At 67.6% G+C, this 24,390-nt stretch carries 23 protein-coding genes and 1 pseudogene; 15 read left to right on the top strand and 9 right to left on the bottom strand.

Going from position 1 to position 24,390, the window contains the following annotated elements; all coding sequences use genetic code 11:
* Nucleotides 1-238: 238 nt before the first annotated feature.
* The 3 genes from Raf01_RS20875 to Raf01_RS49690 are packed head-to-tail and all read left to right on the top strand — an operon-like array spanning nucleotide 239 to nucleotide 1,611.
* On the top strand, nucleotides 239-595 hold the full coding sequence (locus Raf01_RS20875) for a hypothetical protein (protein ID WP_203919631.1): 357 nt from the start codon (nucleotides 239-241) through the stop codon (nucleotides 593-595).
* Nucleotides 585-1,073: an integrase gene (locus Raf01_RS49695; protein ID WP_239133777.1), complete on the top strand. Its 489-nt coding sequence runs from the start codon at nucleotides 585-587 to the stop codon at nucleotides 1,071-1,073. Before Raf01_RS20875 ends, Raf01_RS49695 begins: the two co-directional genes overlap by 11 nt.
* A complete protein-coding gene (locus tag Raf01_RS49690; RefSeq protein ID WP_239133776.1) occupies nucleotides 1,036-1,611 on the top strand; it encodes a tyrosine-type recombinase/integrase in 576 nt (191 codons plus the stop codon). Before Raf01_RS49695 ends, Raf01_RS49690 begins: the two co-directional genes overlap by 38 nt.
* A 55-nt stretch (nucleotides 1,612-1,666) precedes the next feature.
* Here the strand turns inward: Raf01_RS49690 and Raf01_RS20865 are convergent, their stop codons facing one another.
* Together Raf01_RS20865 and Raf01_RS20860 are read right to left on the bottom strand one after the other, a co-directional pair.
* Nucleotides 1,667-2,854: a sensor histidine kinase gene (locus Raf01_RS20865; RefSeq protein ID WP_203919630.1), complete on the bottom strand. Its 1,188-nt coding sequence runs from the start codon at nucleotides 2,852-2,854 to the stop codon at nucleotides 1,667-1,669.
* Nucleotides 2,838-3,515 (bottom strand): response regulator transcription factor, encoded by a 678-nt coding sequence (locus Raf01_RS20860; RefSeq protein ID WP_203919629.1) that lies wholly within the window; start codon nucleotides 3,513-3,515, stop codon nucleotides 2,838-2,840. Before Raf01_RS20860 ends, Raf01_RS20865 begins: the two co-directional genes overlap by 17 nt.
* A 155-nt stretch (nucleotides 3,516-3,670) precedes the next feature.
* Between Raf01_RS20860 and Raf01_RS20855 the strand changes: the two genes are divergently transcribed.
* Genes Raf01_RS20855 through Raf01_RS20845 form a run of 3 tightly spaced genes read left to right on the top strand, consistent with a single transcriptional unit; the run spans nucleotide 3,671 to nucleotide 6,953 of the window.
* On the top strand, nucleotides 3,671-4,606 hold the full coding sequence (locus tag Raf01_RS20855; protein WP_203919628.1) for an ABC transporter ATP-binding protein: 936 nt from the start codon (nucleotides 3,671-3,673) through the stop codon (nucleotides 4,604-4,606).
* Nucleotides 4,603-6,180 carry an ABC transporter permease subunit gene (locus tag Raf01_RS20850; protein ID WP_239133775.1) on the top strand — a complete coding sequence of 526 codons (1,578 nt, stop codon included), beginning with the start codon at nucleotides 4,603-4,605 and terminating at the stop codon, nucleotides 6,178-6,180. The genes Raf01_RS20855 and Raf01_RS20850 overlap by 4 nt, the downstream gene beginning before the upstream one ends.
* A complete protein-coding gene (locus Raf01_RS20845; RefSeq protein WP_203919627.1) occupies nucleotides 6,177-6,953 on the top strand; it encodes an ABC transporter permease in 777 nt (258 codons plus the stop codon). The genes Raf01_RS20850 and Raf01_RS20845 overlap by 4 nt, the downstream gene beginning before the upstream one ends.
* Before the next feature lie 398 nt (nucleotides 6,954-7,351).
* Here Raf01_RS20845 and Raf01_RS20840 read toward each other — a convergent pair whose 3' ends face one another.
* The 4 genes from Raf01_RS20840 to Raf01_RS20825 form a co-directional block, all read right to left on the bottom strand.
* Nucleotides 7,352-8,125 (bottom strand): hypothetical protein, encoded by a 774-nt coding sequence (locus Raf01_RS20840; protein WP_203919626.1) that lies wholly within the window; start codon nucleotides 8,123-8,125, stop codon nucleotides 7,352-7,354.
* A gap of 424 nt (nucleotides 8,126-8,549) precedes the next feature.
* The gene (locus tag Raf01_RS20835) at nucleotides 8,550-9,023 is read right to left on the bottom strand and encodes a redoxin domain-containing protein (RefSeq protein ID WP_203919625.1); all 474 of its coding nucleotides are present in this window, start codon (nucleotides 9,021-9,023) and stop codon (nucleotides 8,550-8,552) included.
* A gap of 68 nt (nucleotides 9,024-9,091) precedes the next feature.
* A complete protein-coding gene (gene ppgK / locus Raf01_RS20830) occupies nucleotides 9,092-9,883 on the bottom strand; it encodes a polyphosphate--glucose phosphotransferase (protein ID WP_203919624.1) in 792 nt (263 codons plus the stop codon).
* 173 nt (nucleotides 9,884-10,056) lie between these two features.
* A complete protein-coding gene (locus tag Raf01_RS20825; RefSeq protein ID WP_203919748.1) occupies nucleotides 10,057-10,746 on the bottom strand; it encodes an IS6 family transposase in 690 nt (229 codons plus the stop codon).
* A 317-nt stretch (nucleotides 10,747-11,063) separates the two neighbouring features.
* Here Raf01_RS20825 and Raf01_RS20820 point away from each other — a divergent pair, with 317 nt between their 5' ends.
* From Raf01_RS20820 to Raf01_RS49685, 5 genes are all read left to right on the top strand, one after another.
* Entirely contained in the window at nucleotides 11,064-11,933 is an 870-nt protein-coding gene (locus Raf01_RS20820; RefSeq protein WP_239133774.1) for a hypothetical protein, read from the top strand.
* A gap of 27 nt (nucleotides 11,934-11,960) precedes the next feature.
* Nucleotides 11,961-13,199: a sensor histidine kinase gene (locus tag Raf01_RS20815; RefSeq protein ID WP_203919623.1), complete on the top strand. Its 1,239-nt coding sequence runs from the start codon at nucleotides 11,961-11,963 to the stop codon at nucleotides 13,197-13,199.
* A 23-nt stretch (nucleotides 13,200-13,222) separates the two neighbouring features.
* Nucleotides 13,223-13,834 (top strand): LuxR C-terminal-related transcriptional regulator, encoded by a 612-nt coding sequence (locus Raf01_RS20810; protein WP_239133790.1) that lies wholly within the window; start codon nucleotides 13,223-13,225, stop codon nucleotides 13,832-13,834.
* A 40-nt stretch (nucleotides 13,835-13,874) separates the two neighbouring features.
* The gene (locus Raf01_RS20805) at nucleotides 13,875-14,090 is read left to right on the top strand and encodes a hypothetical protein (RefSeq protein WP_203919621.1); all 216 of its coding nucleotides are present in this window, start codon (nucleotides 13,875-13,877) and stop codon (nucleotides 14,088-14,090) included.
* 684 nt (nucleotides 14,091-14,774) lie between these two features.
* Nucleotides 14,775-15,104 carry a site-specific integrase gene (locus Raf01_RS49685; RefSeq protein WP_239133773.1) on the top strand — a complete coding sequence of 110 codons (330 nt, stop codon included), beginning with the start codon at nucleotides 14,775-14,777 and terminating at the stop codon, nucleotides 15,102-15,104.
* A gap of 94 nt (nucleotides 15,105-15,198) precedes the next feature.
* Here Raf01_RS49685 and Raf01_RS20795 read toward each other — a convergent pair whose 3' ends face one another.
* The gene (locus Raf01_RS20795) at nucleotides 15,199-16,353 is read right to left on the bottom strand and encodes a DUF2510 domain-containing protein (RefSeq protein WP_203919620.1); all 1,155 of its coding nucleotides are present in this window, start codon (nucleotides 16,351-16,353) and stop codon (nucleotides 15,199-15,201) included.
* 288 nt (nucleotides 16,354-16,641) lie between these two features.
* On the opposite strand from Raf01_RS20795, the gene Raf01_RS20790 reads away from it, so the two are divergent.
* The 4 genes and pseudogenes from Raf01_RS20790 to Raf01_RS20775 all read left to right on the top strand — a co-directional run bounded on the left by Raf01_RS20790 (nucleotide 16,642) and on the right by Raf01_RS20775 (nucleotide 20,353).
* Nucleotides 16,642-17,238 carry a redoxin domain-containing protein gene (locus Raf01_RS20790; RefSeq protein ID WP_239133772.1) on the top strand — a complete coding sequence of 199 codons (597 nt, stop codon included), beginning with the start codon at nucleotides 16,642-16,644 and terminating at the stop codon, nucleotides 17,236-17,238.
* Between the two features lie 94 nt (nucleotides 17,239-17,332).
* Nucleotides 17,333-17,710, top strand: a complete 378-nt coding sequence (locus tag Raf01_RS20785) for an SCP2 sterol-binding domain-containing protein (protein WP_203919619.1) — start codon at nucleotides 17,333-17,335, stop codon at nucleotides 17,708-17,710.
* Nucleotides 17,707-19,740 (top strand): annotated as a pseudogene (locus Raf01_RS20780) (amylo-alpha-1,6-glucosidase); the annotation flags it as partial. The gene Raf01_RS20785 and the pseudogene Raf01_RS20780, both read left to right, overlap by 4 nt.
* Before the next feature lie 157 nt (nucleotides 19,741-19,897).
* Nucleotides 19,898-20,353, top strand: a complete 456-nt coding sequence (locus Raf01_RS20775; RefSeq protein ID WP_203919617.1) for a pyridoxal-dependent decarboxylase — start codon at nucleotides 19,898-19,900, stop codon at nucleotides 20,351-20,353.
* Between the two features lie 101 nt (nucleotides 20,354-20,454).
* On the opposite strand, the gene Raf01_RS20770 is transcribed toward Raf01_RS20775, so the two are convergent.
* The gene (locus tag Raf01_RS20770; protein WP_203919616.1) at nucleotides 20,455-22,560 is read right to left on the bottom strand and encodes a DUF4832 domain-containing protein; all 2,106 of its coding nucleotides are present in this window, start codon (nucleotides 22,558-22,560) and stop codon (nucleotides 20,455-20,457) included.
* 43 nt (nucleotides 22,561-22,603) lie between these two features.
* Entirely contained in the window at nucleotides 22,604-24,292 is a 1,689-nt protein-coding gene (locus tag Raf01_RS20765; RefSeq protein WP_203919615.1) for a putative glycoside hydrolase, read from the bottom strand.
* Nucleotides 24,293-24,390: the final 98 nt, after the last annotated feature.

The raw sequence follows: 24,390 nt of genomic DNA, 5'->3' as shown, positions 1-24,390 counted from the left end.
CGGTCCCGCATGGGTGCGCCCGAAATGCATCTGCTGTAGTTGATGATCGTCGGCGCCAGGGAACTGGACCTGGTGCCCGGCGGGTGGTGGCGTGTCCACGGTTGGACTGGACATGACCTCACTTCACCTCCAGCGTGAGCAGCTCATCGGCGTGCTCGTCCCGGTCCCGCTTCCCGGCCGACCGCTACCGCCTCCAGCGCCGATGCCGGCACTGCCCGTACCTCGTCCGCCAACCAGAATGTCCAGGGACGGGGTCCTGATCGGTCTGGCTCGTCCGGACCATTCCGGCCGGGTCACTGAACGGGGCCTGCTGCGCGCACTCCGCTGGTCGCCGGGCCACCGCATCGACATCCGGTCGCAGGGCGAGATGCTGGTGATTGCGTCGGCGACGGCGGGGCGGGACGTCGTGGGCAGCCGAGGGGAGCTGCCGCTACCGGCCAGCGCGCGGCAGATGTGCGCGATCACCCCCGGACAACGACTGCTGCTGGCCGCCCTGGTCGCCCACGACCTGCTGGTGATCCACCCGGCCAGTACTGTCACTCGGCTGCTGGCCGACCTGCACGCCGAGATCATCGGAGGCCGTCATGCCGGCTGATCCCGATCGCGTCGCCGCGGCCCGGCAACTGCTGTCCCACCTCGGCGTCACCCTTGCGGATCTGCAGGCCGAGCCGGGTCCGGCCCTGCCGACGCTGGGCGAGTACCTGCCTCGCGTTGTCGCTGCGGCAGGGATCGGTAGCCGCCGAACGTATGGCACCTACTGGAACCGCATGGCCGGGGCCTGGGGCGCGTGGACGTTGGACGCTATCGCGGCCAGCGACATCGAGGCCATGCAGCGACAGACGGCCGCGTCCGCCCGGTCGCGGCGCAACAGCCGCAGCGGCCGCCATGCCGGCGAGCACGTTATCGCCGCCGCCCGCGCGATCTACAACCGGGCCATCGCCGACGGGCTTTATCGACGCCGCAGCCAGCCCAGCCCACCGAGTGGTCAAACCCCGCCGATTACCGAGCACTCGCCGTGCCCTGGCCCCGGACGAGTTGGCCGAGATCAACCTGGCCGCCCGAACCAGCGGTAACGATGTGGTCCTCGACGCGCTCCTGTTGCGCCTGCATACCGAGACCGCGTGCCGGCGCGGTGGCGCGCTCGGGCTGAGGCTGGCCGATCTCGATACCACCCGCGGCCTTGTGCGGCTCACCGAGAAAGGGGCCATGCTGCGCTGGCAGCCGATCACCCTCGACCTCGCCGCCCATCTCGACGAACACTCCCGCGACCGGGGCGCGGTCCTGCCCACCGACCAGCTGCTGCCATACCGCAATGGGCAGGCGATCACCAGTCGCCGCTACGACCATCTCTGGAAACGCATCGGTGAGCAGGTGCCGTGGGTAGCCGCTCAGGGCGTCTCCACTCACTGGCTGCGGCACACCACGCTGACCTGGGTTGAGCGGCATTTCGGCTACGGTATTGCCCGCGCCTTCGCCGGCCACACCGACTCCACCGGGCCGGCCACCACCACGTACATCAAGGCCGACCTGCACGCCGTCGCGGCGGCACTGTCCGCGATGACTGGCCAATCGCATCCGCTCGCTGTGGCAGACCGTGGCAGCGGGCCGTAACACTGTCCGCCAGACTTACCAGCTGAGAACCGTCGTCCCGTTCGCCCGCCGCACCTCAGTGCTTCCCGCCATCTCCCGGAGGGATCAGTTGCGCGGTGGGCGGGAAGGTGACTTCGATGTGGAGGCCGCCTTCCGGCTGGGCGTGGGCGGTGAGGGTGGCGCTGTGGGCGTCGCTGATAGCGCGGACGATGGCCAGGCCGAGTCCGTATCCTTCGCTGTGGCGGATCCGTTCGGCGCCGAGTTGCCGGAACGGTTGGAAGAGGTGTTCCACCTCGCCCGCGGGAACAATCGTCCCGGTGTTGTCGACCGACAGGATCGCCCCGGTGGTAGCCGACGCTGTGGTGATGTCGGCGTGGCCGCCGGGCACGTTGTGCCGGATGGCGTTGTCGACCAGGTTCGTCACCAGGCTCTGTACCAGGCTCGGGTCGCCCGTGGTCGGGGCCGGGTCGAGCGCGGCGTCAAGCCGGATGCCGCGGCGTTTGGCTTCATGCTGCCGGGTCAGGAGTACGGTCCGCGTGATGTCGGCGAGGTCCAGCGGTTGTGGGCGTTGGGGCCCGCGTTGGCTGTCGGCGAGGGTGAGCAGTGCGGCGATGAGGCGTTCCTGTTGATCGCCGAGCTGGACCAGTTCTTCGCAGGTTGCCCGGAGCGTTTCCACGGTGGGTGCGGGGTCGGTGATGGCGACTTGCAGCAGGGCTCGCCCCGCGGACAGGGGGGTGCGGAGTTCGTGTGAGGCGTTGGCGATGAAGTGGCGCTGGGATTCGAAGGATGCTTCGAGGCGGGCGAACAGGTCGTCGAGGGTCTCTCCGAGTTGGGTGAACTCGTCCTGGTGGCCGGCCAGCCCCAGGCGCCGGTGCAGGTTGCTGGCTGAGATGTCCCGGGCGGTGGTGATGATGGTGCGCAGCGGCCGGACGAATCGGCCGGCGATCAGCCAGCCGATTGCGAGCGAGACCACCGCCATGATGGCGATAACGAGCGTGCCGCTGGCAATCTTTTCCCAGCCGATGAATCCGGCGAGGATGCCGGACGAATGCGCCGTGGTGACCGGGCCGGTGCCGTGCGGCACCTGGTCCGGTGCCGCTCGCCATGCCCGCCGGATAAGCAGGCCCGGTGCGAGGAGGTACGTGACGCCCAGGGCCGCTATGCCTGAGGTGCAAAACAGGGCGGCGTACAGCAGAGCCATTCGTACCCGCAGGGTGGGGCGATGGAAATCTGGCACGGACACCGGTTCAGGCAGCGCTGGCATGTGGGTCTCCGATCCGGTATCCGCCGTCGCGGATGGTATGGATGACGGGTGGTTCGCCGAGCTTGGTGCGCAGCCGGTACATGGTCTGTTTGACGGCGGTGGTGAATGGGTCGGCGGCTTCGTCCCAGACCCGCTCCAGTAGCTCCTCGGCGGAGACGACCCGGCCCGCGTGGGCAAGCAGGTGTTCCAGGACGGCGAACTCCTTGGCGGACAGCGTCATGCGTTGCCCGGCCCGGAACGCGGCGCGGCTGCTGGGGTCGAGTCTGATGTCGCCGTGGCATAGCACCGGTGGTACGGGCGGCGCGGCGCGGCGGCCGAGGGCACGCACCCGGGCGATCAGTTCGGGGAAGTCGAAGGGCTTGGCGAGGTAGTCGTCGGCGCCCATGCCGAGACCCTCCACCCGGTCGCGCAGGCCACCCGCCGCGGTGAGCATGAGGATCCGGCCCGGTGCGCGCTCGGCGGCCAGCCGGCGGCAGATCTCGTCTCCGTGCACGCCGGGCAGGTCCCGGTCCAGCACGATCACGTCGTATCGGGTCAGTGCCAGGTGGCCCAGCGCGGCGACGCCGTCGTACACGACGTCGACCGCCATGCCTTCGCGCCGCAGCCCGGTCACGATCGCCCGAGCCATGGGCTCGAAGTCCTCAACCACCAGCACTCTCATGACCGGGCACGTTCCTTCACCAGGCGACTGATCTGTTTTGAGCATGCCAGGCCGGCGGTCTCAGGCAGGTATCAGCCGCGCGCACCGTGCCGATACCGGCACCGGCGTACAACGAGCGTCGAAGCGGAAATTCGCCGACGGAGAAGGACAATCGGATGAGTAACACGACCATTGAGGTCGCCGGGCTGCGCAAGCGGTTCGGTCAGACGGTGGCACTGGACGGGATGACGTTCACCGTCAACCCGGGGAAGGTCACCGCGTTCGTCGGCCCCAACGGGGCCGGGAAATCCACCACGATGCGGGTGATCCTGGGCCTGGACGCGGCGGAAGCGGGGCACGCGTTGATCGGCGGCCGGCCGTACCGCAGCCTGCGGCACCCGCTGACCCGGGTGGGGGCGCTGCTGGACGCCGGGGCGCTGCAGCCCAGCCGGACCGCCCGCAACCACCTGCTGTGGCTGGCGCACTCCCACGGCCTGGGTGCCGGCCGGGTCGATGAGGTCATCGCGGAGGTGGGGCTGGCAAAGGCATCCCGGCGTAAGGCGGGCGGTTACTCCCTGGGCATGCGGCAGCGGCTCGGCATCGCCGCGGCGCTGCTGGGCGACCCCCCGGTACTGATGCTGGACGAGCCGTTCAACGGTATGGACCCGGAAGGCATTGTGTGGATGCGTGGGTTTCTGCGGGCACTGGCCGCGCAGGGCCGGGCGGTGCTGGTGTCCAGCCACCTGATGAGTGAGCTCCAGGAATCCGCCGGCCATCTGGTGGTCGTGGGTCGCGGCAAGGTGATCGCCGATACCAGTGTGGCGGACCTGATCGCATCCGCCTCCGGGGATCGGGTCACGGTGCGTACCAGCGCCCGGTGGGACGCGATGACCACGCTCACGAACGCGGGAGCCACGGCGTCCGCCACCGGCGACGACACCGTCACCGTCTCCGGGCTGCCGGCGGAGCGGATCGTGGCCGTTCTCGGCCAGGGCAACGTGCCGTTCTCCGAGGTATCGGCACACCAAGCGACCCTCGAGGAGGCGTACATGAACCTGACCCGGGACGCGGTCGAGTACCGCGCCGAGCCCGCAACGGAGATCGTACGATGACCGCCGCCACGCTGACGCCGCCCCGGCAAGGCGCGGCGGCCGGGCGCGACGGCTTCATGCACCTACTGCACGCGGAGTGGACGAAGTTCCGCACGGTCCGCGGTTGGGTCGTCGCCATCGCCGTCGCGGGGCTGGTGACCCTGCTGCTCGGTGTGTACACCGGGGCCCGTAGCCAGGAAGGGTGCCCCGGTGGCCCGTGCCATTTCACGATTCCGACCGGGCCGGGCGGGGAGGCGGTGACCGACACCTACTATTTCGTGCACCGGCCGCTGGCCGCGGACGGCAGCATCACCGTGCGGGTGACCTCGCTGACCGAGGTGATGGACACGGCCATGACCCCGCAGGGCACGGCACAGACCCAGCCCGCCCTGGTGCCGTGGTCGAAGGCCGGGCTGATCATCAGCGCGGGCGCCGCCCAGGGATCGTCGTACGCGGCGGTCGTGGTCACCGGCAGCCACGGCAGCCGGATGCAGTGGAACTACACCGGCGACAGCCCGGGGTTGGCCGGCGGCGCGTCCGCGACGTCGCCGCGCTGGCTGCGCCTGACCCGCAGCGGGGATGTCATCACCGGCTACGACTCCGCCGACGGCACCACCTGGAGCATGATCGACACCGTCACCCTGCCCGGGCTGCCGCTGACCGTCCAGGCCGGGCTGTTCGCCACGTCCCCGGGATACACGCAGCAGACGAGCCAGCAGATCACCGGTGGATCCAGCGGCGGTGCCCCCACCGACGCGACCGCCACCTTCGATCGCGTCAACCTGGAAGGCGGCTGGCCCGGCAACTCCTGGACCGGTACGCCCGTCAACGGCGGCCGCAGTTCCATCTCATACCCGGCCGCGGTCGCGGGCGGATACCACCAGGCCGGCGGCACCTTCACCGTCACCGGCTCCGGAGACATCGCACCGGGCGTGAACGGCGCCTCGTCCATCGACCAGACGCTCGCGGGCATGTTCATCGGGCTGATCGCGGTGATCGTGGTCGGCGCGCTGTTCATCACCGCCGAGTACCGGCGCGGACTGATCCGCGTCACGCTCGCCGCCAGCCCACGGCCCGGCCGGGTACTGGCCGCCAAGGCCATCGTCCTCGGCGCCGTCACCTTCGCCGCCGGGTTGATCGGGGCGGGGGGCGCGATCCTGATCGGTACCCCGCTGCTGCGCGCCAACGGCAGCCCCATTTACCCGATGACGACGCTCACCGAGGTCCGCGTCATCGCCGGGACCGCCGCGCTGGTCGCCGTCTTCGCCGTCTTCGCCCTCGGCGTGGGCACCATACTGCGGCGCGGCGCCGGGACGGTCGCCGCCGTCCTCACCGCGGTCATCCTGCCCTACCTGCTGACCGCCGCGTTCCCCGTGCTGCCCACCGCCGCCGCGAACTGGCTGCTGCGGGTCGCCCCCGCCGCCGGCTTCGCCATCAAACAGGTCATCCCGCAGTACCCCCAGGTCGACGGCGGCTACGCACCATTCCAGGGCTACTTCCCGCTGGCACCCTGGGCGGGCTTCGCCGTCACCTGTGGGTACGCGGCACTCGCCCTGACCCTGGCCGCCGTCCTGCTGCGCAGGAGGGACGCGTGAGGTCCGCACTGCACGCGGAGTGGACGAAACTGCGTACCCTCGCCAGCACCTTCTGGCTACTGCTGGCCGCCGCGGCGCTGACCGCAACCGTCAGCGCCGCGGCGGCCACGGCCACCCGGTGCCCCTCCGGGGGCTGCCCCGACGACCCGACCAAGATCAGCCTTACCGGGATCTACCTCGGCCAGGTCGTCGTCGCGGTCCTCGCGGTGATGACCGTCAGCGGCGAGTACGGCACCGGGATGATCCGCCTCACCCTCACCGCATGCCCGCGCCGGATCACCGTCCTGGCCACCAAGGCGGTCATCCTCACCGGACTGATCCTGGCCACCGGCACTGTCGCGGTGTTCGTTTCACTGCTGGCCGGCCGGCTCATCCTCCCTGGCCACGGCATCGACCCGGCGCACGGCTACCCCGCGCTGTCCCTCGGCGACGGGCCGGTGCTGCGCGCCGCCGTCGGGTCGGTCCTCTACCTCACCCTGATCGGCCTGTTCAGTCTCGGCACCGCCGCGGCCGTGCGGGACGCCGCCGCGGCCATCGGGGTCGTACTCGGGCTGCTCTTTCTGTTCCCGATCATCGCCACCGTCGCCGGCAGCCAGGGCGCGGCGCGGCATGTCCAGCAGATCGGGCCGATGACCGCCGGCCTTGCCATCCAGGCGACAACCGGGCTGCGCAGCCTGCCCATCGGCCCGTGGGCGGGCCTTGGCGTACTCGCCGCGTGGGCCGCGGGCGCCCTACTGACCGGCGGACTACTGCTTCGCCAGCGCGACGCATGAGCAACTGTGCGTCCGCAACCTCGTCGGCCGGCTTGAAATCCAGTCGACCCGCAGGCAAGACGCGTCCACCGATCGAGCGCTCGCCACCTCAGACCGGCAGATGGCAGCCTTCCGACCGTCCCGAAGCCCACGAAGGTCATCTGTGGCCACATCGCTGAAGGCGACGAAGGCAGGCGCCTCGCCCCGATGAAGGCACGGGCCATCGAACATCTTGACCTGGTGATCACTGGACCGCCGAACAGAGACGGCGCGCTGCGGAACAGGAAGCCGCGGCAGAGATGCACCTGCGTCCACGACCGTCGGTTGGTCCGAGGCGAGCCCGGTTCGGTGGCTCTGCCCACCGCATTGCCGGTTTGTCCGCGGCCTGGTCGCCGACCGGCTACGCGGAATGTGGCCGCCTACGAAGGGCTGTGCTCAGCGGGCGGTCGATGAAGGCGGCGTGAGTAGCGGTGCCATTGGTCCCGCATCGCCACACAGGTGAGAGCTGATGCGGCCGTGGCGACGGCGTACCAGGCGATGGTGACGCCGTGCGGAGTGCCGGGCGGTTCGGCGAAGAATCCGTTGATGATGGGTGCGTACCAGGCGAGTGCGATGGCTGCGAAGCTGACGGGTGCGGCGACGGCCCCGCCGAGGTCGGCGTAACGGGACCGGTCGACGCAGCCCGCGGCGGCCACGGCGACTGCGCACCATCCGGTGAGCTGGGCTATCACCGGGTAAATGGCGGGCGGATGGCCGATGGTGTGCGGGGGGATGGTGTGGGCGATGATGCGCAGTTGCACCCAGCAGGCCACCGCCACGATGGGGGCGGCCAGCAGTAGATGGCCGACCGGGGACAGCCAGGCGGGGACAGGGGTGGTCTGGGTCAGTGGCCGGAACGGAGCGTGGGGGACGAATGCCAGCGCCGCGACGGCGGGAAGGAAGGCGAGGCGGACGTTGCCTTGGTCCAGCGGCTGGGAGTTGCTGGTGAGGCTGGCCAGGATGGCGAGGTAGACGGTGCCGGCTAGGCAGCCGGCGAGCAGCGTTGCCCAGGGCATTGTCTGGGTGAGGGGCCGGGCGAGCAGGGGCAGGACGCGGAGCCAGGACAGGCGGGACCGCTGGGCGGGTCGGACCGGCTGGCTCTGGGCGGGCGGCGTGTGACCGGCGTTCAGGATGTTCGGGGGCTGCGGAGCCACCAGCACCTCCAGGTAAGGCTCGAACAAATGGGCGGGTTCCCGCTTGCGGTGGCGGCTGTCGGGTGGTGCACGGCTGGGCCTGTGGCCCGTTGCCCGGCCGGGCGTGGAGGGGGCGCCGTGGAGACGCTGGGCATCGATATGCCGAGTCCAGCACGGTCGTCATATCGATCACCTCGCAGCCCGGCCGGTTCCGTGGGCATTCGACGGAGCCTTATACAGCACAAGCCATGGTCAGCGAACGGACCGCACCGTAGGTGCGCCCGTACCTGTTGGATCGACGGTTCGATGGTCAGAGGAGGAGGCTCACGTCGGTCGAGGGCGGTCCGTGTCGGGTCCGACGATCAAAGATCGGGCGGAGCCGGTCGGTCCTCGCCGGACCTTGCGGCGGCGAGACGAACGGTGGCCCGCCGCCGCACGTCACTGGTCAGTGTTGGCGCAGGTAGCGGACCAAGCCGAGAACGTCCTCGGGGACCAGGCGGCCGATCGCTCCGCTCGAGTAGACGCTCAGCGCTATCCGGCCGTCTGGGTCCAGGAGGAAGCCGGTCGACTGCAGGTGGTGCGGTTTCGGGTTGACGAACGCGCCGGTGGCCGCGGCGATCGCGTCGGCGTCCGCGCCATAGCCGATCGGGAAAGTGAGCTGGTACTTGTCGATCATCCCTTTGGCGGCCGGCTCGTCGTCGACGGAAAGCGAAACGACCTTGATGCCGGCCTCCTCGAACTGCGGCAGTGCCCGTTGGAAAGCACGCAGCTGAGCCACGCAGTAGGGACACCACGAGCCGCGGTTGAAAAGAACAACGGCATAACCGCCAGCGAGAGCCGCCGGCACGTCAAGGGTGCTGCCGCCGACGAGGGTCAGGGTCAGGGTAGGGAACTCATCCCCGGGGTGCAGAAGGGCCATGTCTCGTTGGCGTCGGAGGCATTCCCTTTCTTACCGACGCTTTCCCGAGGTACCGCCGCATCGTGACCTCATCCCGTGCCGAAGCCCGGACCAGCGCTCGACGCTGAGCCGGCCCGCAGGTGGCTGGCGGCAAGCAGGGCCGCGCCGACGATGCCGGCATCATTCTGCAGGGCGGCGGCCACCACCTCGGTGTCCACGTTCACGAGCGGGAGGAACTTTTCCGCCTTCCGGCTCGCTCCGCCGCCGACGATGATCAAGTCGGGCCAGAACAACCGCTGGACAAGCCGAAAGTACTGCTCGATCCGGTGGGCGTATTGCTCCCAGGACAGACCTTCGCGTTCGCGCACCAACTCGGCGGCCCAGTCCTCGGCGTCGCCGTGATGCAGGTGCAGATGCCCGAATTCGGTGTTGGGTACCAGTGCCCCATCGACGAACAGTGCGCTGCCGATACCGGTGCCCAGTGTGACTACGATGACCGTGCCTCGCCGACCAGTGCCCGCTCCGAAACGCACCTCGGCCAGGCCCGCGGCATCCGCGTCGTTGACCACCGTCACCGGCCGACCGGTGGCCTCGGTGAACAGGTCGATCGCGTTCACACCGATCCACTCCTTGTTGATGTTGGCGGCCGTGCGCACCACACCGCCGGTCACCACGCCGGGCAAGGTCACGCCGACCGGACCGTCACCCTGGATCTTTTCCAGTACTGATGCGACCACGTCGGCCACAGCCGCAGGGGTCGACGGCTGCGGGGTGGGAACCCGAATCCGCTCCCGGAGCAGACCGCCGGTGTCAAGGTTGGTCGGAGCTCCTTTGATGCCGGTGCCTCCAACGTCGATCCCGACGAACGGTCCGATCGGCATAGCCACCTCCACTGAACAACCGTACTGGTCGACGCTTCGACAAGGCGTTCCATTCTGTCGAACGACGACGGTCAGCGGTGGAACCGGGTAAGTGATCGATGGCATGTTGGTGGTGCGAGGGCGCTGTTGCGTTGTGAGATCGGCGGACGTGTTGAACCCTGTTGGGTCTGCGGTCAGATCGCCCGGGCGAGTTCGGCGAACGCAGCGGCGACCTGCGTAGCCGGCCGGACGTCGACGGCGAGTTCGTAGTGTCCGCGGCGCAGATTCTGCATGAAGGCGTGTCCGGCGATGATGACCTGTGCTGTCGTGTCCGTTCGTAGCCCGTGCATCGGTCTCAACCGGTGCTTCAGCCGGCTGTGATCAGCCTCGATCGGATTGTTGGCGTATCGCTCGAGGTGGTGCCACGCCTGCGGAATCAGCTCGTCGAGGACGCCGGGGTAGACCGCGGCGGCGTCGGTGACGATCTCGCTGGGTGTCACCTTCGACGTCGATAACGCCCGGCGGAAGAACCGCCGGGCAGCGTCGCCATCACGGCGCGCCGAGACGAGCACGTCAATGACCTGGCCGTGCTGGTCGACCGCCCGGTACACGTACCGCCAGACTCCGTTGACCTTGATGCACGTCTCGTCGACGTGCCACCTTTCGCTTGGTGCGTGGCGGCAGAATCGGGCGGCATCGGCCAGCAACGGCGTGAACCGCTGCACCCAGCGATAGACGGTGACATGGTCGACCTCCACGCCGCGCTCGACCAGCAACTCCTCAACGTCGCGGTACGAGAGGGTGAAGCGCAGATACCAGCGCACCGCGACGACGATCACCTCGGGCTGGAACCGGAACCCGGCGAACGCCGACTTCGGAGGCAGCCACGGACCAGAACGCGTCGATGACTTCACTGCTCAAGTCTGCCTCGATCCTGCTAACGCTCAATCCAACGGCGCCGAGCACCACGGGGGTGTGGGTCCGCCTCGCCCGGCAGGCAGGGTGTGCGTGTGTGGTGGTGACAGGAGCTAGGCAACGGGAGACTGTTACGCCCAGATCTGGGGTAGCCGGGAGGTGAGACAGCTCCCGGCTGATCGCTCTGAGGTAGAGCCAGCTATACCGCACGGGTAGTGCAGCCTCACCCGGTTGTGGTAGCTCACGTGCCATCGTGCTCCGAGCGGCCCTTCTCTACTGTCTTCCCATGCGATTTCGATCGATCACGACAACTGGTACCGCCGAACCAACACCAGATTCCGACCGCAAAACTGTTCGACTGCATTCGAAGTCCGTGATCGGGTTGCTGCTGGTGGCCGGCGCAGCGTTGGGGGCAGCATTCGAGCTCGCCCCCAGGGTCCTCCTGAGGCCAAGCTTCGGGGCTTACAGTGACGCGAAACTGCACGACGCCCTCGGGCGTGCTTTCGTCGAGTATTGGCGAAGCGAATCCCGGGCGCTCCCCGCCCACCTGACGTCGCTGGTCGACTACTGGTTCCAATGGCATGCGATCAAGGTGGTAAACAGCGCGTTGTTGGCGATTGTCTTGGCCCTGCTCACCACCGGGCTGTGGCAGAAATATTTGCGTGGCCGGCGCTGGTACGCGGCGGTCGCCACGGCCGCAACGGTGTCGACGGTTTTCGTCATCTGGGTGCTATCGGTGAACATCCAGGTGGCGGCCCTACCTCTGATCCCGTTGCTGGGGGTGCTACCCGGTAGAGCCGCCGAGGGAAAACTCGCACAGGTTTTGAGTGAGATGCGCGAAGGGCTGACGAAATCGGCCAGCCCGCACGCCGGATCCCCTGCGCTGACGGTGCTGCTCGGCGAGGTCGAGCGATATTACTGGGTCACGGCGGCGATTTCCGCCACGCTGATGGTGGCAACCGGCCTGGCGAGCGCCCATTTCTGGAAGCGGCGTATCACCGGCGACCCGAGCGCCACCCGCGTCAGATTCATGCACAGCACACTCGGTGTCATCACGGCCCTGACCGCATGTCTGCTGCTACTCGAGACAGCGGGCAGTGCACTCTCGGCGCTGGAACCCGCCACCTCGCTGCTCGGCATCATCGGTGCGGGCTGACACCGCTCGCGTCGTAGGGTCGTGACTGTGGCGACGAGCGTGTGGCAGGCGATGGCGGGCAACCCCGTCCGATTCGTCCTGTCGCGATGGCCGTGGCGCAGCCTGGCCTATGTGGTCAGTAGCGTGGCGGTCGCCTCGATCGCCTGGCTGGCCGTTTTGCCGCTGCTGCTGTTTCCGCCGCTGCTGCTGCTCGTCGGCATACCGATCGGGGCGCTGGAGCGCCACCGGCTCGGCTTCATGGAGCCGCTGGCGGTCCGCGACCCGCACGCACCCGCGCCCCCGAGCGGCTGGGCGTGGGTGCGGCGGCGGGTGACCGAGGCTGCCACCTGGCGCGAACTCGGCTATTGCGCGTGCCTGCTGTCGGTGCTTGCGCTCCTCGACCTCGCCGCGGTGTTCGTCCTGTTCATCTGCCTCCTCCTGGTGGCGCTGCCGCTGTTGGTTGGGTTGGGCGCGGACGTCCACTTCTCGGTGGGCACCTGGACGGTCGAGACCGTCGGGCGGGCGTGTGCCGTCGCCGGTCTGGTCGGGGTGCCCGCGACGGTCGTCACCCTGTACGGAATCAGCGTGCTCGGCGGTGCCCAGGCAGCCTTCGCCAAGTGGCTGCTCGCGCCCACCGGCACCGAGGTAAACCGTCAGGTCGAGGAGCTGGCCGGGTCGCGCAGCCGGTTGGTCAACGCGTTCGAGGCCGAACGCCGTCGGATCGAGCGAGACCTGCACGATGGCGCGCAGCAACACCTGGTACTCCTGACGATGAAGTTGGGCCTGGCCGAGCGGTATATGGCCGACGCAGGCGGACGCGCCGGTGAACTCGTCGGCGAGGCCCACGAGCAGGCCCGGCTGGCACTGACGACCCTCCGGGACCAGATCCGCGGCATACATCCTCAGATCCTCACCGATCTCGGGCTGACCGAGGCGGTACGCGAACTCGCCGAACGGTGTCCGATTCCGGTCGAGGTCGACCTCGTCTTGCCCGGCCGGCTGCCGCCCGAGATCGAGTCCACCGCCTACTTCGTGGTCTCGGAGGCCCTGACCAACGCGGTACGACACGCTGCAGCCACTCGCATCCAGATCAGTGGCAGACTCGCTGAGCACCGGCTGGCGCTGACAATCGTCGATGACGGTAGGGGCGGCGCCGAACCGTCACTGGGCACGGGCATGCGGGGGCTGGCCGACCGAGTGGCTGTCGTGGCTGGCACCCTGGAGATCAGCAGCCCACAAGGAGGACCCACCACAGTGCGGATCGACCTGCCGTGTCGCTACGAATAGTGCTTGCCGAAGACGCCACGCTCATGCGGGCCGGCCTCGTCAGCCTGCTCGAAGGACTGGGCCACACCGTGGTGGCGGCGGTCGGCGACGGTGACTCGATGATGGCGGCCGCCCGGGAGCACCGACCCGACCTGGTCATCACCGATGTCCGCATGCCGCCCAGTTTCAGCGACGAAGGGCTGCGCGCGGCGGTGACACTCCGCGCCAGCGACCCGAGCGCGGCGGTCCTCGTGCTGTCGCAGTACGCGGCCACCGCGTACGCCGCTGAACTGCTCGGCCCGTCCGGTCGGGCCGGAGTTGGCTACTTACTCAAGGACCGCATCGGCGAGATCGCCGACTTCTCCGACGCGGTGTCGCGGGTCGCGGCTGGCGAGACCGTCATCGACCCCGACGTGGTACGGCAGTTGCTAAACCGCCGACGCACGACCAACCCACTCGACCGGTTGACCACACGGGAACGGCAGGTGCTCGGGCAGATGGCCGAAGGCCACAACAACCCGTCCATCGCCCGAACGCTCGGAATCAGCGACGCCGCAGTAGCCAAACACATCGGCAACATCTTCACCAAACTCGACCTCCCCGAGGCCGACGGCCACCGCCGGGTACTCGCCGTCCTGACCTACCTGCGAAGCTGACCGCACCCGTGGGTGGCGGTGCGCCACGGCGGCCCAGCACGTGCATGTGCTGGCCGGGCGGGTCAACGCCTTCGGCGAGGTGTGGAGTGAGAGCCGGGACTACGCGCGGCAGATGTGCGCCATAGCCACCGGTCGGCCGCTGCTGCTGGTCGCCCTGGTCGCCCACGACCTGCTGGTGATCCACCTGGCCAGTACCGTCACACGGCTGCTGGCAGACCTACACGCTGAGATCGTCGGAAGCCGTCATGCCGGCTGATCCCGATCGGGTCGCCACGGCCCGGCAGCTGCTGGCGCACCTCGGTGTCAGTCTCGCTGATCTGCAGGCCGGACCGGGTTCATGACCGCCGACGCTGGCTGAGTATCTACCTCGCGTTATTGCGGCGGCGGGGTCCGGTGCTCGCCGGACGTATGGCACCTACTGGAACCGGATGGCCGCGGCATGGGGCGAGCGGACTTTGGACGCCATCGCGGCCAGCGACATCGAGGCCATGCAGCGGCAGATCGCCGCGACTACCCGGTCGCGCAGCAACAGCCGTAGCGGCCGTCACGCCGGCGAGCATGTCGTCGCCGCCGCGCGCGCCCGCTACAACCGGGCGATCGCCGATGGGCTCATTGATGCCGCCGCCAGCCCCGCCAACCGGGTCGTCAAGCCCCGCCGACTTCCGAGCACCCGCCGTGCTCTGGCTCCGGACGAGCTTGCCGAGATCAACCTGGCCGCCCGAACCAGCGGCAATGATGTGGTCCTCGACGCGCTCCTGCTGCGCCTGCACACCGAGACCGCGTGCCGGCGCGGCGGCGCACTCGGGCTGAGGCTGGCCGATCTCGACCCCACCCGCGGACTCGTGCGGCTGACGGAAAAGGGGCCACGCTGCGCTGGCAGCCGATCACCCTCGACCTCGCCGCCCACCTCGACGAACACGCCCGCACCCGAGGCGCGGTCTTGCCCACCGATCGGCTGCTGCGCTACCGCAACGGGCAGCCGATCACGAGTCGCCGCTACGACCATCTCTGGAAACGCGTCGGTGGGCAGGTGCCGTGGGTGGCCGCCCAGGGCGTCTCCACCCATTGGCTGCGTCATACGACGCTGACGTGGGTTGAGCGGCATTTCGGCTACGGCATTGCCCGCGCCTACGCCGGCCACACCGACTCCACCGGCCCAGCCACCACCACGTACATCAAGGCCGACCTGCACGCCGTCGTGGCAGCGCTTGCCGCGATGACCGGCCAACCACACCCGCTCGCCGCCGCAGACCGCTTCAGCGGGTCGTGACGGCGACCGAAAACTGTCGGCGCGTGTGACCCCGTCAGTACCAGGTGAGTAGCTGTTTGCGCCGCAGCCTGCGTTGCAACAGTACGGAGGTGAGTTAGCCCGCGGCTGATCGTTGGTTCTCCGATGGTTGGGGCGGCTTGTAAACGGCGAACGCACCGTGTCTGCCTTCGTGCTCCCAGAACTTCACCAGCAACCGGCCCGGCGTTTCCGTCTGGTGGTCGTCGTAGATCGCCTGCCACTTGTCGGGGTGTGACGCGTGCAGCTCTGCGAATGTAATTCCGTCGAGAGAGACGATGCCCATTGGTTGCCCGGCGTACTTCCCGCTCGGGGTGGTCGTCCACTCGATCCGAGCCTCGATGCCGCGGGTCCTCGCGCCGTACTTCTCGAACAGTGCCGCTAATTCTTCGTCGTACTTGTTGAGAGCGTGAAGGTTGACGTCTTCCTCTTTCGGTCTCGGACGCGTGAACCCTTCCGGTGTGACGGAAGCGATCCAACCCGCGAACTTGTCGCGGTGCGGGATGTTCACAGCCAGGTAGACGGGGACGTAATCGCCCCGCCGCGCTTCGCCCCGCACCATGACGGGCGGCATCCCTGCCTTGCGTCGCGCGTGTAGGACCGGATGAAGCCGAGTGGCCACGCTGGCAGGTAGCTCGCCTACGCGCTGCCCGTCCACTCGTGCCGTGACGGAGTTGCCACGCTCCCACGGGAAGAGCTCGACCTGTACGGCGTAGGGCAGTTTTCTGTCTAGCACCTCTTGGCAGTCACCTACGCTTGTGACGTTGACCCATTCATAGGCATCCAGTGGCTCTCCCTTCTCAGCGGCCACCTTGTCTAGTTCGGCTTGCGACACCAGCGACGCCACGGCTTTCAGCGTGTGACCCTGGGCGTCGGCAGGAGCGCCTATCGCGCCGATGATCGCGTGCTTGTGGCCGTCGTAGGTCGGCACGATGATCCATTGGCCGATCTGAGGCGGATCATTGAGGCTCCAGGTGTAGGCGTAGGCATGTTCACGGCTGAAGCGGGCGAGGGCGTCGCTCTGGCCGAGCTGGCGAAACACGACGAGGACCACGGTCGGCGTCGGCGTCTCGTGGATGCGGGGCACGTGTGCGCGGGCTTGGGTGCCGGGCGGGGTCTCGCGGGGCGCGTAGTGGTCGGTCCATTGTGTGCCGTCCCACCAGCGCCATTGCGCGGGATTCTGGGGATCGGCGAACCATTGCGGTCCCGGCATCTTGGGCGTCTCGGCTGCCACGCTGAAACGCTACGGGCAGGCTCGCGAGTGGGGTAGGCCGGTAAGGACGAAGCCCTTAACCCGATCATGCAGGTGAACGGGCCGAGTGTCTCCTACGGGGTGATCGTCCATGGCTCCCCGACAATCTCGACGCCGGGCGCTGTCAAACGGTGCTGCCGACGGTTGAGATCGTCGGTTGTGGTCCCTTGGTGCCGCACAGGTGTCGTGGACGATGGCGGTGCTGCCCGGGCGGGATGTCATTCCGGCGGGGTGATGACCCCTCATCCTGGCCGACGGGACGATGCGGGGGTGATCGAACGCCCGGACCGGCCTGAGGCCGAGCAGCGCGCCCGTACCAGCATGCCGGTGCCGGTCAAGGTGCCGGACCGCACCGTGACCGGGATCGGCACGTCGGAGCAGGCGGAGATGCCAGCGCCGGGCCAGGCCCCGCCCGCATTCCGTCTGCCGTGCGGCCCGGACGGGTCCGTGGACCTGACCGCGTTGCGGGGCGCCCCGGTGGTGCTGGCCTTCTATCCGGCCGACTTCAGCCCGACCTGCTCGGAGCAGATGGCGCTGTACCAGGCGGTCGAGCCGGAATTTTCCCGGTTCGGAGCGACCGTGCTGGGGATATCGGTCGATGGCGTGTGGTGCCACCGGGCGTTCGCCGACAGTCGGGGCATCCGCTACCCGTTGCTGTCCGATTTCGAGCCGAAGGGGCAGGTCTGCCGCGAGTACGGGGTCTACGACGTGGACGCGGGTACCGCTATGCGGGCGCTGTTCGTGCTCGACCACGAGAGTGTGGTGGCCTGGAACTACCTGTCCGCCGGCGACGTCAACCCCGGGGCGGACGGCATCCTGACCGCCCTGGAGCAGCTCGAAAGCAAGCGGCATCCGGCCGTGTCGTGATCGGCGGCCCGGCGATCGCAGGAGAAGGGACAGCTGACATGAGCACGCCGTCGCCGGTCTCGGCTGACCGTACCGCACGTGACGATGGAGCATCATGACGAGCCCGGGTAGGGAATTCTTCGACGAGATCAACCGGTTGGGTCACGACAGGCTACTGGAGAAGGCCACCGGTACCGTGCGAATCGACCTGACCCGCGACTCCGTCGTCGAGAGCTGGTTCATCACGATCAACGCGGGAGATATCTCCGCCTCGCGCGAGAACACCTCTGTGGACGCGGTGCTGCGCGCCGACCACGCGAGCTTCGACCAGATCGCGAGCGGTGAGATGAACGCGACCGCGGCGATCGCCCGCGGCCAGGTCACCGTGCGCGGCGACTCCCGTCTGCTGATCCAGCTCGTGCGGCTGTTCCCCGCCCGGCCCGGGACCGCGCACCGCAGACTCGTGGCGGCGGCAGGTCGACGGCAGCCATGAAGCCTCCTCTGGTCAACGTGTTGAATGGCACGACATTCGTTGTCAGTGACACCGGTGGTGACATCGACGCGGCCGGGCCGCATCCGGTGGGGCTTTTCGCGATCGACACCCGGTTTCTGTCCAAGTGGATTCTGAGCATCAACGGTGAGCGGCTCACCGCACTGTCCACCGACGACCTGCGCTACTTCGAGACCCGCTTCTTCCTGGTTCCGGGTACCGGAACGGTATACGTCGACGCGAAGCTGTCGGTGATCAGGCAGCGCGCGGTCGCCAACGGGTTCCGGGAAAAGATCACTATCTTCAATCACGGAGCGAGGTCCGTCGACCTGAGCATCCGGGTGGACGCCGCGGCAGACTTCGCCGACTCGTTCGAGATCAAGGATCTCTTGCCGAAGAAGGGCTCGCACTATCAGTGTGTGGCGGAAGACACGCTGGTGTTCGGGTACCGCCGCGAGGCTTTCCGTCGGGAGACGGCAATCTCCGCGAGCATGCCCGCTGAACTCGATGAGCACGGGCTGACGTTCACCGTCCGCCTGGAACCCCGGCAAGACTGGTCCACGGAGCTACGAGTGGAGCCGCTGGTGGTCCTGTCAGAGGGGAAGGTCTCGCTGGCCACCTTGCCCGACATCTACGGTGGTGGCAGTGGACCCGAGTCCTACGAGAGCCTGGACAGCTGGTTTCACGAGGCGCCCCACGTGCGGTGCGAGTACGCGCCGTTGACCACGACCTACCGCCGTAGCCTGATCGACCTGGCCGCGCTGCGGTTCCCCTCGGCCGCGTTGGATGGGGGCAGCCTTCCCGCCGCGGGGCTGCCCTGGTTCATGGCCATCTTCGGTCGCGACAGCATATTCACCAGCCTGCAGGCACTGCCGTTCCTGCCGCAGCTGGCCGTGTCGACCCTGCACGAGCTGGGCCTGCGCCAGGGCACCCGGACCGACGATTTCCGCGAGGAGGACCCCGGCCGGATCATCCACGAGCTGAGGATGGGTGAGATGGCGGCCTTCGAGGAGCGGCCACAGTCGCCATACTATGGCTCTGCCGACGCGACCCCACTGTTCGTCGTGCTGCTCGACGAGTACGAGCGGTGGACCGGCGACGCCCAGCTCGTCCGCGACTTCGAGTTCGAGGCTCGTGCCGCCTTGAACTGGATCGACCAGTACGCCGACCTGATGGGCCTGGGCTACCTCGCCTACCGCCGCCGCAACGAGAGCAGCGGCCTGGAAAACCAGTGCTGGAAAGACTCCTGGGACTCCATCTCCTACCGCGACGGCCACCTGCCCGGCTTCCCCAGGGCCACCTGTGAGCTACAGGGCTACGCCTACGACGCGAAGATGCGCGGCGCACGGCTGGCCCGCCTGTTCTGGAACGATGCCCTCTACGCTGACCTGCTGGAGCGGCAAGCCGGCGAGCTGAAGGAGCGGTTCAACCGCGACTTCTGGATCGAGAGCGAGGGCTACTACGCGCTGGCCCTCGACGCTGACGGCACCAAAGTCGACGCACTGTCCTCCAACATCGGACACCTACTGTGGAGCGGCATCGTCGACGACTGCCGGGCCGGCGAGGTGGTGCGCCATCTGATGGATCCACAGCTCTACTCCGGCTGGGGGGTGCGGACCCTGTCCCTGCGCGACGAGCGCTACAACCCCATCGGCTACCACGTCGGCACGGTCTGGCCGTTCGACAACTCCATCATCGCCTGGGGAATGCGCCGTTACGGCTTCCGCCACGAAGCCGCCGTCCTCGCAGAAGGCATGTTCGAGGCAGCCAGCTTCTTCGGCGGCCGGTTACCCGAAGCATTCGCCGGCTACGACCGCAACCTGACCAAATTCCCCGTCGAATACCCCACAGCCTGCATCCCCCAAGCCTGGTCGGCCGGGGCACCGCTGCTATTCATGCGCACCATGCTCGGCCTCGAACCCTCGGGCGATCACCTCGTCGTCGACCCGTTCCTCCCCGAAACCATCGGCCAGATCGAGCTCCTCGACATCCCAGGACGGTGGGGACACATCGACGCGTTCGGGCGCGGCCGCCACCCTGTGGAGTGCGCACCAGAGAACGTACCGCTCAGCGAACGGCTATCGGCCATCGTCGACCAAACCCCGGCCACCGCCGCCGCCGAGACGCCGAACCTGCGACACCCTTGATCCGACGGTCGTTTGTATCGCCCGGTGCGGAAGCGGCGATGAGATGGCACGTGACTCCAGTTACGGGAGTCCGCATAGGACAGGCGGTCAGTGCTCTCGGAAAGCCTGCGGCATCGCGATCTGCCGCAACGCTGCGGCGCACCGTGCCGCGATGAGTGTTCAGGCCGCCTACCTGGAGCAGGGGACCGGAGCCTGCGACCCGCTGGACTGGGGCCCGGAGTTCTCCCGGCGCGCCCGCGGAGTGCCGGTCTACGCCACGTTGCGGTCGCTCGGGCGCGATGGCGTCGCCGACCTGGTCGAGCGGACCACCCGGCTCGCCCGGCGGTTCGCCGAGGCGCTCGCCGGCAGCGGTCGCGCTGGCGAGCACGACGACGCCGTCAAGGCCAAGCCCCTGCGGGGCTACCCTGCGGGCCGACGCCGCACACGCCTGCCTGAAAGACATATCGGAAAGCCGCAAAAACAACGTCACTACCCAAAGCCACGCCGCCCTCTCTGTTGATCACAGAGACGGGCCAAGAGGTCACCTGGGAGGGCCAAGGCCGGCCGGAACGACCGGCCGACCTCGACTACCTCGTCGCCCTTCGCAGGGCGGCGCTCACGTCACCGGTGACCCGGCGTGAAGCTCACGGTCTCGGTTCTCGAAATCTCTCCGCCGGCGTTGCGTTGCACATAGGCGAAGTACTGCGTGCCGTTGGTCAGGCCCTTGATGTGCACGCCCTTCGAGTTGTAGTTGACGTTGCGATAGAGGGTGAACGGCCCTGGCGCAGCCGCCTTCTTGAGGTAGACCGAATACCCCTTCCCGTTCGCCGACGCGATCGCGAAGTCAAGGCCCACCTGGCCGTTACCGGGTTTGATGCGCGTGATGGGGATGTCGTTGGCGGCGTTGACCGTTGTCGAACCGATCAGGTTCGCGCCGAGGTCGGCGTCCCAGATGCCCTCGCCGTTGTTCGCGAACTGAATGCTGCGCTTGTTGGGGGTGGTCTCTTTGGGATCGTTGATCTTCAGGTAGATGTCGTAGTCGCCAACGGGCACCTTGCCGAACTTGTGCATGTCGATCGCGAAGCTCAGATCGCGGTACGCGGCGGTGTTGCTCGCCCTGCTGTCCAGGTCGGGCCGCCAGTTTCTCGCGTCGAGCTTGGTCAGCGCCGTGTAGGACTTGCCATCCGCCTTGGACCGCAGGACGACCGACACGTTCTTCTTGTTGACGATGTTCCCGAAGCCGACGTTCTGGATGCTTCCGTCGAACTCGAGGGTGCCGTTCTGCTTGACCCACCCGCTCGCGTTCGCGTCACGCAGCACCAACCGGTAGCCCAGTCTGTCGCGCCAGTACTCCGCTCCGGTTCTGCCGTCGTACACGGGGTCGAAGGTCGCGTACTCCGTCCGGTACGGCTCCTCGTACGCGTTCGTCATCTTCTGCATGACGTTCTCTTTCGTGTACGTGAAGTCTCCCCATCTGTCGTGAACGGAGTCCTCGTAGTCCGCGTTCAGGTAAACGGTCTGTGCATACGCGGCTTCCCAGGCGACGAACGGATAGGTGTTCCAACGGGTCGCATCGCCTTGCGCCTCGCCGCCGTAGAGGTTGTTCTGCTTCCTGATCCAGGTCATCAGCCGGCCGCGGTCATAGGAGTCCGCGTCGCCCAGCGGGCTACCCGGCCATCCGGCCCCTTCGGACAGCGAACCCCAATCGTCGGGATAGTTGTCCCCTTCGTCCTCGCCATACGCATAGCTGTCGTTGAAGAAGCCGAACCGCGCCTCTGGGGTACCCGCCTTCGGCGGCGGTATCTTGTCGATGTTTTCGAAGGTGTAGTGGGTGTGGTATTTCGCGTTGTACCACGACAGGAACGCGCCACCCTGGACGGTGATCGAGCGCGAGTCGGGGACGGCGTCCAGCAACGCGTTCAGGAGCCAGGCGTACGCCTGCGGACTCGTGCCGAAGGTCGTCGAGTGCTCTTCGCCCCATGGGCCGAAGAAGCCTCCGTCCACACCCATGATGACGTCTTCGAACTCGTGCAGGATGGGCTTGAGCTGCGCGATGTGCTGGAGCACGGTCGCTTTGTCCGGCTCGATGTCCGCGACGGACCGGTCCATGTAGCCGTCCTGCGGATGCTCAACGGAGACCCAGCTGTAGCCCTGGCCGTCGTAGTTGAAGCGGACCATGGCTACCCCGTTGCCGTTCCTGACTTCCTGAAGCTTGGCCCTGATGTAGGCGAGGGCATCCGCTGTCAAGGGTTGGGACGTGCCGCGCGGCCACGTGGGCAAGACGTTTGCCCGCCAGTAGTCGAAATGAGTCGCGTAGGCGTACGGCGGCGAGTCACCGGGCCGTGATTGGATCGACACATTCGCAGGCGCACGATAGCTCGCGGTATATCTGGTGCCCCGCGACGTGAAGGTATTGCTCGAGTAGTTCCTCAGATCGAAGTAGATGTGGCTGATGCGGGTGTTGACGACGGCGCCGCCGACGGTCACCGGGCTGTTCCCGACATTGACGGTTCCGGAGCCTTGGCCGGTGACCGGCACCACCATGCCGTCGTTGGCCCTGTAGAACCCTCTGTCCGGGTTCGGTACGTCGACCGGGTTCTCCGTGTAGTTCAGGCCCTGCGGCACCAGCGGCGCCGAGGAACCTTCACGGGGGACTCCCCCATGAGAAAACGCGGTCATGGTCAGCAGTAGCGCCGGAGTCAGCAGGAGAGAGAGTGCCCGCGTCATTTTCTTTTGCATTGTGGATCCCTTTCAGTCCGCGGCGCTCACGTCAGTGGGAACCGGCCGTGAAGCTCACGGTCTCGGTTCTCGAAATCTTTCCGCCGGCGTTGCGTTGCACGTAGGCGAGGTACTGCGTGCCGTTGGTCAGGCCCTTGATGTGCACGCCCTTGGCGTCGTAGTTGACGTTGCCGTAAGGGGTGAACGGCCCCTGCGCATCGGCCTTCTTGAGGTAGACCGAATACCCCTTCCCGTTCGCCGACACGATCGCGAAGTCGAGGTGGGCCTGCCGGTTGCCGGGGTTGACCGTGCCCACGGGAATGTACGGGTGATCCTCACCAGGAATGCCGCCGTGAGCAAGCCAGTACGCCTCGAACGCGTTCCACCCGCCGCCGCCGCTCGTCCGGTTGTAGACGCCGACGTTGTCCAGGTACGCGCCGTCGAATCCCTGGCTGATGATCCGGTCGATGGAGGACGTGTTGTCACCGGTGGCGATGTTCGCGTACGGGCTGCCGCCGTTGATGATGATGTCGCGCCACTCGGGGTTCCACCACTGCACCACGGCCTCTTCGGCGTAGTTGCCGCCGTAGCCCAGGGCCAGCCACGCCGGGGCGTTCTCGGGCGGCGAATAGACGCTGTTGACGATCTTGCCGGACTTCATGCTCCGTTCGGTGTTCGGGTTGGTGGGGTCGATCCAGACCCAGTCGTCCTGGCAGTACCAACGGTTCTGCTCCGCCGAGCCGACGCTCAGGTACGCGATGACCTGCCGCCTGCCGCCGTCCGGCTTGTGCTTGAGGCTTTCGATCTCGGCGCGCGTCAGCGGCGTCTGGTTCGCGGGCAGCGCCCGGTGGTTGTAGAAGGAGTCGATGTAGATCACGTCGTAGTCGGAGTTTCGCAGCGCGTTGAGCCATGTCTCCCGGCCGGCGTTCTCGTCGAGACCCGCGGCCCGCCACCACCAGTCCCACTCGTCGCCGTACTGAGCTATCGCGCTCTGCACAACGGCGGCGTCTCCCGCCGGCCGGTAGGGACCACCTGGGGACGGAACCAGCAGACCGTTTCCGTAGGAGTCGGTGATCCTCGTCCTGTCGGGCTCGCCCTCCGCGAGAGCGGCGGCCTCTTCGTCGTCCCACGTGCTCCAGGCGTCGAAGGGCCGGCCGTTGATGTTGTACAGATAATTCCGGGCGTCGGTCAGGTTGCGGACGTTCCTGGTGCCGTCAATCCTGCCGCCGAGACCGATCGTCGCCGGGTCCTCGACCCAGAAGTAGTCACCGTTCGGCGCCCAGCGCTTGCCCGGGAACAGCTGCTGAGCCAGTGTCCCGCCGATGCGCGGGTAGGGGATGATGCCCCAGTTTTCGGCTCGGCGGTAGTAGTCCTGAAGCTGGGCGACCGAGTTGACGGTCGAGGTCTCGGTGACCATCAGGCCTTGCTGGGCCAGCGCGATGTATGCCGCCTGCTCCGAGGTCGGAGTCACTCCGTTCCCGCTGAGGAGCAGCCCCTCCTTTCCCCAGCCATCGACGAGAGAGATGAGATCCGGCAGCACTCCCTTGTTCACGTCGCCGTCAACGAAGGCCAGAGCGGCCGCATCCTGGGGAATGATTTTGAAGTTGGGGTTTCGCGTCTTCGCGTGCAGTGCGAGCTCCATGATGAACGCCTGCATCTTATGGGTGCGGCCCACCAAGCCGGGTCCACTCGCATAGAGCTCGTTGATCTTCGCCTTCAGGGCGACTGTCGGATCCTTCACGTGCGACTTCGCGGCCGACGTTGGCGCTGCGCTCATGGTCAACAAAAGCGCCGTAGCCACCACGCACGGGAGGAGGTATCTGATCCGTCTTTTCATGA

It is taken from the genome of Rugosimonospora africana (genome assembly GCF_016862975.1).
In the GTDB taxonomy this organism is placed as follows: domain Bacteria; phylum Actinomycetota; class Actinomycetes; order Mycobacteriales; family Micromonosporaceae; genus Rugosimonospora; species Rugosimonospora africana.
The sequence above is the reverse complement of the archived record's forward strand: the minus strand, read 5'-3'. Positions and strand labels throughout refer to the sequence as shown.

Excerpts from the sequence above, each read along its gene's own strand:
- Raf01_RS20835 (WP_203919625.1), bottom strand. The coding sequence starts at position 9,023 with ATGGCCCTTCTGCACCCCGGGGATGAGTTCCCTACCCTGACCCTGACC.
- Raf01_RS20855 (WP_203919628.1), top strand. The coding sequence starts at position 3,671 with ATGAGTAACACGACCATTGAGGTCGCCGGGCTGCGCAAGCGGTTCGGT.
- Raf01_RS20860 (WP_203919629.1), bottom strand. The coding sequence starts at position 3,515 with ATGAGAGTGCTGGTGGTTGAGGACTTCGAGCCCATGGCTCGGGCGATC.
- Raf01_RS20850 (WP_239133775.1), top strand. The coding sequence starts at position 4,603 with ATGACCGCCGCCACGCTGACGCCGCCCCGGCAAGGCGCGGCGGCCGGG.
- Raf01_RS20820 (WP_239133774.1), top strand. The coding sequence starts at position 11,064 with ATGCGATTTCGATCGATCACGACAACTGGTACCGCCGAACCAACACCA.
- Raf01_RS20810 (WP_239133790.1), top strand. The coding sequence starts at position 13,223 with ATGCGGGCCGGCCTCGTCAGCCTGCTCGAAGGACTGGGCCACACCGTG.
- Raf01_RS20770 (WP_203919616.1), bottom strand. The coding sequence starts at position 22,560 with ATGACGCGGGCACTCTCTCTCCTGCTGACTCCGGCGCTACTGCTGACC.
- Raf01_RS20875 (WP_203919631.1), top strand. The coding sequence starts at position 239 with ATGTCCAGGGACGGGGTCCTGATCGGTCTGGCTCGTCCGGACCATTCC.
- Raf01_RS49695 (WP_239133777.1), top strand. The coding sequence starts at position 585 with ATGCCGGCTGATCCCGATCGCGTCGCCGCGGCCCGGCAACTGCTGTCC.
- Raf01_RS20785 (WP_203919619.1), top strand. The coding sequence starts at position 17,333 with ATGACGAGCCCGGGTAGGGAATTCTTCGACGAGATCAACCGGTTGGGT.
- ppgK (WP_203919624.1), bottom strand. The coding sequence starts at position 9,883 with ATGCCGATCGGACCGTTCGTCGGGATCGACGTTGGAGGCACCGGCATC.
- Raf01_RS20775 (WP_203919617.1), top strand. The coding sequence starts at position 19,898 with ATGGCACGTGACTCCAGTTACGGGAGTCCGCATAGGACAGGCGGTCAG.
- Raf01_RS20865 (WP_203919630.1), bottom strand. The coding sequence starts at position 2,854 with ATGCCAGCGCTGCCTGAACCGGTGTCCGTGCCAGATTTCCATCGCCCC.